Raw genomic sequence first — 6,572 nt, 5'->3', positions numbered from 1 at the left:
AGGTCCTTGTAGCGGAGCTACCAGGGCCTTTCGGCAACGCCGCGAGCGTGCGTGCCGGGCGTCGCGAGCCGGGCGCCCCTTTTGTTCGCAGCTCTAAGGGCGGCGTCTCCACCCTGACCCCTACGGGGCAGGGGAGCCGCCGCCCTTACGTGTCATACCGCAGGCGTACACGGAGTTGGCTCCGGGGTCTGACGCTTCCTCCCCGCCGATTTGGTCAGATGGAAGCACGGACCACACCACTCCTCACCGATTCGGGTGAGAATGGCGGCTTGGGGTGGGAGCAGTGCACACGGGCAGCCGCCGCCGACGACGGAGGTAAGGCACACATGGCACCGTACGAATCCGACGACACCAGGGACGGCACCGCGGAGGCGGACGGCAGGCACTCGGCGCGCCGCAAGGCCGCGCGGTATGTCGTCCCGGTCGCGGTGGTGGGGGTGGCGGCGGCGACCATCGGGCTCGTCCCGGCACTCGCCGACTCCGGTGACCCCGACCTGCCGAAGATCAACGCGCAGCAACTCATCGAGAAGATCGCCAAGTCGGACGCCCAGCGGCTGTCCGGCACGGTCAAGATCAGCACCGACCTCGGGCTGCCCAGCCTCGGCGGCCTGGAGAGCAGCCTGGCCTCCGGCGCCGTCAAGGGCGGCGGCGACGGCTCGGCCGCCGACCCGGCCGCCAAGCTGACGGAGCTGCTCTCGGGCACGCACACCCTGCGGATCGCGGGCGACGGCCCGGACCGGCAGAAGCTCTCGCTGGTCGAGAGCGCCGCCGAGTACAGCCTCGTGCACAACGGCAAGGACGTCTGGGGCTACGACAGCAAGTCCAACGAGGTCTACCACGGCACCGCCGCCGAGCACGGCGACAAGGGCAAGGAGCAGCGGGTCCCCGCCACGCCCAAGGACTTCGCCGACGAGGCCCTGAAGTCGGTCGACGACACCACCTCGGTCACGGTCGACGGCACCGCACAGGTCGCCGGCCGGGACGCCTACAAACTGGTGATCAAGCCCAAGCACGCCTCGGGCACCACCGTCGGCGCGATCAGCATCGCGGTGGACTCCAGGACCGGGCTGCCCCTGAAGTTCACGCTCACCCCGGCGAGCGGCGGCGCCGCCGTGCTCGACGCGGGGTTCACCCAGATCAGCTTCGCCGCGCCGGCCGCCTCCACGTTCGACTTCACGCCGCCCAAGGGCGCGAAGATCACCGAGGGGAAGGACGGCAAGGCGGGCGAGCACGCCCGTACGCCCGGCGCCCCGCACCAGGGCCTCACCCCGCCGAAGGACTTCTCCCCGGACAAGGGCCTCGCCAAGGACGGCATGAAGGTCATCGGCAAGGGCTGGAACTCCATCGCCACCTTCGACACGGGCGCCAAGGGCGGCCTCCCGACGGACTCCGGCAGCGGAAACCTCAGCGGCTTCCTTGGCTCGCTCGGTGACCACGTGACCGGCACGTTCGGCAAGGGCACGGTCTTCTCCACCCGCCTGGTCAACGCGCTGATCACGGACGACGGCAAGGTCTACGCCGGTGCCGTCACCAAGGACGCGCTGGTGAAGGCGGCGGACTCCGCGCGGTAGACGGGCCGGGGGCACGAGGGAGCGAGGAAGCCGATGGACGACGCGGAGGGCGGCGGCGGTGAGCGCGGTGAGCGCCGTGGCCGCGGGGACGGCGCCGGCGAGGGGGCGGGCGACACCGGCGGCAGCGTCATCCGCACCCGTGCGCTCACCAAGCGCTACCGCGGGGGACAGCTCGCCGTCGACGGTCTGGACCTGACCGTCCCGGCGGGCAGCGTCTTCGGCTTCCTCGGTCCCAACGGCTCCGGAAAGACCACCACCATCCGGATGCTGATGGGGCTCATCGAACCCACCTCCGGCACCGCACGGGTTCTGGGGCAGCCCATGCCCCGCTCCGCGCGCAGCGTGCTGCCGCACGTCGGCGCGCTGATCGAAGGTCCCGCCCTGTACGGCTTCCTCTCCGGGCGGGACAACCTGCTGCGGCACGACGCGGCCGACCCGACCGCCGACCCGCGCACCCGGCGCGCCCGGGCCGCCGCCGCGCTGGACCGGGTCGGCCTCACGGCGGCCGCCGGCAAGAAGGCCCGGAACTACTCCCTGGGGATGAAGCAGCGCCTCGGTCTCGCCGCCGCCCTGCTGCGGCCGCGCAGACTGCTCGTCCTGGACGAGCCCACCAACGGTCTCGACCCGCAGGGCATGCGGGAGATCCGCTCCCTCGTCAGGGAGCTGGCCTCCGACGGCACCACGGTCTTCCTCTCCTCCCACCTCCTCGACGAGATCGAACAGGTGTGTACGCACGCGGCCGTCATGACCCAGGGCCGGCTGGTCACCCAGGGCCCGGTGGCCGAGCTGGCCGCCGGGACGCGTGGCCGGCTGGTGGTCACCACGCCCGACGGGGCCGAGGCGGCCCGGGTGCTGAAGGAACAGGGCGTGGGGGACGTGACCGTGACGGAGGACCGGGTGACCGGCGAGCCGCCGTCCGGTGATCTCGCCGAGGTGAACGCGGCGCTGGTGACGGCGGGCGTCCGCGTCCGCGGCTTCGGAGTCGAACGGGCCTCGCTGGAGGACGCGTTCGTGGCACTCACCGGGGAGGGATTCGATGTCGCGGGCTGAGACGGCGGGCCGGGCCGAGCCTCCCGCGCGCGGGACGGCGGCTCAGGTCGGGCCTCCCGCGCGCGGATCGGACGGACCGCGCCCCAACCCGCTGTGGACCCTCGGGCTGCTCCGCGACGAGCTGCGGACCACCTTCCGGCGCTGGCGCACGCTCGCCCTGCTGGGCGTGCTGGCCGCCGTGCCGGTCCTGGTCGGGGTGGCCGTCCGGATCGAGACGCGCGGCGGGGCGTCGGCCGGGGGCGGTGGCGGGGGACCGGCGTTCATCGCGCAGATCACCAACAACGGACTGTTCCTGGTCTTCACCGCCCTGGCCGCGACCCTGCCGTTCTTCCTCCCGCTGGCCGTCGGCGTGATCGCGGGCGACTCGATCGCCGGCGAGGCCGGTGCGGGCACCCTGCGCTATCTGCTGGTCGCCCCCGCGGGCCGCACCCGGCTGCTGCTCACCAAGTACGCCACGACCCTGGTCTTCTGCCTCGTCGCGACGCTGGTGGTCGCCGTCTCCGCCCTCGCCGTGGGCGCGCTGCTCTTCCCGCTCGGCGATCTGACGACGATCTCCGGTACGCAGATCAGCTTCGGCCAGGGGCGGGGCCGCGCCCTGCTGATCGCCGTCGTCGTCGCCGCCTCCCTGACCGGCATCGCCGCTCTCGGCCTGTTCGTCTCCACGCTGACCAACAGCGGCATCGCCGCCATGGCGACGACGGTGGGACTGCTGATCACCGTTCAGATCGTCGACCAGATACCCCAGTTGCACACCGTCCAGCCGTACCTCTTCCCGCACTACTGGCTGTCCTTCGCCGACCTCATGCGCGAGCCGGTCTACTGGGACGGGCTGGTGAAGAACCTGGAGCTTCAGGCGCTGTACGCGGCGGTGTTCGGCTCGGCGGCCTGGGCGCGGTTCACGGCCAAGGACGTCACCGCGTAGGGCCGGCGCGGGTCAGCGGGCACCGTGCGCCAGGCCGGTGAGGCGGGCCAGCGGTTCCGCCTCACGCGGTGGGCGGCCGCTCAGGTCGCCGAGGCGCCAGGCCGGTACCCACGGCACGTGGTGGACGTCCACGACGGCCTCGATCGGGCGTACCCGCTGCGCGAGCGGGCGCGGGAGCCGGCCCGGCGCGTCCGCGACGAGCACCACGGCGTCCAGGTCGAGCCCCGCCGGTGCCTGTCCCCGGCGGAACACCTCGAGCGCCCGGACGACGGCGTCCAGCCCGCTCGCGTGGGTCCGTGCGACGAGCAGCACCGAGCGCGGGGCGTCGGGGCCGGGCCACTCCCGCCCGCAGTCGTGGCCGCCGAAGACGGCGGCGAGCGTGGTCGTGCCCGCGCCGCCGTGCGTCGCCACCCACGAGTACCGCCGGGGCGTGGCACGCAGGAGCCCCGGGCCGGCGGCACCGCCCGCGCCCGGTCCGGCCGCGACCGGTCCTCCCGGTACCGGTCCTCCCGGTACCGGACCGGCAGTCCCCGGTCCTGCGGCTGCCGGCGCCGCGGCTGCCGGTTCCGTGGCCGTCACGGGTCCGCGGAGCCATATCTCCGGTCCCTGCCGCATGTCCGTTCGCATGCCCGTTCCCTCCGTGGTCACCACGACGATCTTGGTGCTCGCAGCGTTACCCCGGTCACAGGACAGCGGTTCCTGGTGCGAGTCTGTGACGTCGCGGTGACGTGGAAACCGCAGGCGAGCAGAGAGACTCGACAGTACGCGCAGGACCGGATGGCACGCATCCGAGTGAGGGAGCCGATGTACCGACTGAGCCGCGAGAAGAAGCGGGAACAGAAGCGCGCCGCGCGCTCGGCGGCGGCGTCCGTGGCGGCGCCGATCACGGTGCACGTGCCCGTGCCCCCGTCCGGCCCCGTGGACGCCGCCGGCGACGGAGCCTGGGCCTCGGTCGGCGGCGTACGGGTGGACTCGGCGCCCGGCGAGGAGATCCAGCAGGCCGTACTGAACCACCTCCACCGCATCGCCCTCGCCACCGGCCGCCCCGTCCGCGCGACGGTCACCGACGAACGCATCGGCTACGTCGTCCCCCTCCAGGTCCACGGCGACGGCTCCAGCACGTTCACGGCCCAGCCGCTGCGCGCGGCACCGGGGGAGCCGGCCCGGCCGCTGACGGAGCGCGCGACGCAGGTGCTGCGGAGGCCGCCGGAGGTGTCCCAGGAGGCGAAGCCGTCCCAGGACCCGGCCCCGGCTTCGGGTCAGTCCCCGGCCTGGGGGCCGTCCCCGGCTTCGGATCCGTCCCAGGAACCGGGCCCCGCCCAGACACCGGACCCGTCCCAGGAGCCGGCGCAGCCGCCGCAGGCGGTGCCCGGGGGGCTGTCCTCCTCCGGATCCGCACCGACCATCGCACTGGGTTCCGGGTCCGCCCCCGTGGGCGACGGCGCCGCGGAGCCCGCCCCGGCCACCCCGCCCGGCACGGCAGCGGCCCCGACGGGGCGCTTCGGACCGCCGCCGGTGATGGACTCCGGCCCGTCGGCCGGTGCGGGTGCGGGTGCCGGCGGGCGGCCGCCGGCCGTGCCGGGCCCCCCGGCCCCCGCCTTCGCGGAACCCGCACCCCTCCCCGTCTCCCTTCCTGCAACCGGAACCGGAACCGGAACCCGAACCGGAACGAGGAACGCGCTCGGTCTCGGGGGCGGAGCCGGCCCCGCTCCCGTCGTCGACCCGGAAGCCGCCACCGGTCTCGACCCCGACCCCAAGCCCGCCCCGGCCCGCGGCTTCGACGCGGTGGCCGAGGCCGTGCTGGGCGACGATCCGCGGACCCTGGCGGGCGAAGGCGGCGCGGTCCTGCTCGCCGAGCCCCTGGCCCAGGTCAACGAGGCCGTGCGGGCGGGACGCATCGAGGAGGCGGCGGCCCTGGCGGAACGCACCGTCACGGAGGCGTCCGGCACGCTCGGCGCGGCGCACCCCGAGGTGCTGCGGGTGCGCGAACTGTCGGCGTACATCGCCTACCTGGCCGGCGACCCGCTGCGTGCCTTCGCCCTCTCGCTCGACCTGGCACGCGTCCACCTCGCGGCGGGCGACACCGAGGGTGCCTACGGGGACGTGCGCGGCGCGGCCACCGCCTGGCGGGCGGTGCGCGACCCCGAGGAGGGACTGCGCCTCGGCCAGGAGCTGATCGCCCTGTGGACCGAACTGGCCGCCGGTGAGGGCCCGGCCGCCGACGACATCGAGGAACTCGAGACCGTCCGCGCCCGTATGGACCGTCTCACCGAACGGGCGGAACGCTCCGGGCGAGCCGAACGGGCGAAGCAGGATGGACGAGCCGAACGGACGGAACAGGAGAAATAGGCGGAACGCCCGGGAGAGGCCCGCGGGCAGGGAGCGTCTGACCCGGCCCGCGGACCGGCACGCCCGCAGGGGTCGGTGCGGAACCCCGGCCCGTCGGCGGGGCCTCAGTGCACGCAGAACTCGTTGCCCTCCGGGTCCGCCATCACGACCCACTGCCCGGCGGGCTCCCACACCTCGCGGAGCACACTCGCTCCCAGTGCCTTCAGCCGCTCCACCTCGTCCGCCCGCCGGCCCTCGCCGGGGTGCAGGTCGAGGTGGAGGCGGTTCTTGCCGGTCTTCGTCCCGGTCACCCGCTGGAAGAGCAGCCGGCGCCCCAGCCCGGTACCGCGCTCGGGGTCGTAGGGGTCGTCCGGGTGCCGTACGGCGATCAGATCCCGGAACGAGGGGCGGCCGTGGTACTCGACGGTGTCCGCGCCCGGCAGCGCGCCGGCTTCCAGCAGCCGTTCGACGAAGGCGCTGTTGTCCTCCGGTTCGTAGTGCAGCGCGCCCGCCCAGAAGTCGGCCTGCGCGTGCGGGTCGGCGGCGTCGACGACGAGTTTCCAGTGCACCGGCGCGGGCGGGCGTGCCGCGGACGTCTCTGTCTCGGTCATGTGACCACTTTGCCCGCAAACCGCCGGTTGCGGGCGGATCGACGGACCTCGTCCCTCTCGCCCCACGAGGTTGACGTCACCCAGGGTGAT

Annotated in this window: 6 protein-coding genes; 4 read left to right on the top strand and 2 right to left on the bottom strand. The window is 74.1% G+C overall.

Annotated features, from left to right (window positions below):
- Positions 1-326 precede the first annotated feature (326 nt).
- The 3 genes from ABZ719_RS34055 to ABZ719_RS34045 are packed head-to-tail and all read left to right on the top strand — an operon-like array spanning position 327 to position 3,543.
- Positions 327-1,571, top strand: a complete 1,245-nt coding sequence (locus ABZ719_RS34055) for a DUF2092 domain-containing protein (protein ID WP_366729026.1) — start codon at positions 327-329, stop codon at positions 1,569-1,571.
- 33 nt (positions 1,572-1,604) lie between these two features.
- Positions 1,605-2,621, top strand: a complete 1,017-nt coding sequence (locus ABZ719_RS34050; protein ID WP_366729025.1) for an ABC transporter ATP-binding protein — start codon at positions 1,605-1,607, stop codon at positions 2,619-2,621.
- Positions 2,608-3,543 (top strand): ABC transporter permease, encoded by a 936-nt coding sequence (locus ABZ719_RS34045; protein WP_366729024.1) that lies wholly within the window; start codon positions 2,608-2,610, stop codon positions 3,541-3,543. Before ABZ719_RS34050 ends, ABZ719_RS34045 begins: the two co-directional genes overlap by 14 nt.
- Before the next feature lie 12 nt (positions 3,544-3,555).
- Here the strand turns inward: ABZ719_RS34045 and ABZ719_RS34040 are convergent, their stop codons facing one another.
- Positions 3,556-4,170, bottom strand: coding sequence for a DUF6668 family protein (locus ABZ719_RS34040; RefSeq protein WP_366729023.1), 615 nt, complete (start codon positions 4,168-4,170; stop codon positions 3,556-3,558).
- Between the two features lie 177 nt (positions 4,171-4,347).
- Between ABZ719_RS34040 and ABZ719_RS34035 the strand changes: the two genes are divergently transcribed.
- Positions 4,348-5,892 carry a tetratricopeptide repeat protein gene (locus ABZ719_RS34035; RefSeq protein WP_366729022.1) on the top strand — a complete coding sequence of 515 codons (1,545 nt, stop codon included), beginning with the start codon at positions 4,348-4,350 and terminating at the stop codon, positions 5,890-5,892.
- A gap of 104 nt (positions 5,893-5,996) precedes the next feature.
- Here ABZ719_RS34035 and ABZ719_RS34030 read toward each other — a convergent pair whose 3' ends face one another.
- On the bottom strand, positions 5,997-6,482 hold the full coding sequence (locus ABZ719_RS34030) for a VOC family protein (RefSeq protein WP_366729021.1): 486 nt from the start codon (positions 6,480-6,482) through the stop codon (positions 5,997-5,999).
- Between the last annotated feature and the right edge of the window lie 90 nt (positions 6,483-6,572).

Source organism: Streptomyces sp. NPDC006743 (assembly GCF_040703815.1).
Lineage (GTDB): Bacteria > Actinomycetota > Actinomycetes > Streptomycetales > Streptomycetaceae > Streptomyces.
The sequence above is the reverse complement of the archived record's forward strand: the minus strand, read 5'-3'. Positions and strand labels throughout refer to the sequence as shown.

Coding starts and splice junctions, on each gene's coding strand:
- ABZ719_RS34050 (WP_366729025.1), top strand. CDS start 1,605: ATGGACGACGCGGAGGGCGGCGGCGGTGAGCGCGGTGAGCGCCGTGGC.
- ABZ719_RS34035 (WP_366729022.1), top strand. CDS start 4,348: ATGTACCGACTGAGCCGCGAGAAGAAGCGGGAACAGAAGCGCGCCGCG.
- ABZ719_RS34045 (WP_366729024.1), top strand. CDS start 2,608: ATGTCGCGGGCTGAGACGGCGGGCCGGGCCGAGCCTCCCGCGCGCGGG.
- ABZ719_RS34040 (WP_366729023.1), bottom strand. CDS start 4,170: ATGCGAACGGACATGCGGCAGGGACCGGAGATATGGCTCCGCGGACCC.
- ABZ719_RS34030 (WP_366729021.1), bottom strand. CDS start 6,482: ATGACCGAGACAGAGACGTCCGCGGCACGCCCGCCCGCGCCGGTGCAC.
- ABZ719_RS34055 (WP_366729026.1), top strand. CDS start 327: ATGGCACCGTACGAATCCGACGACACCAGGGACGGCACCGCGGAGGCG.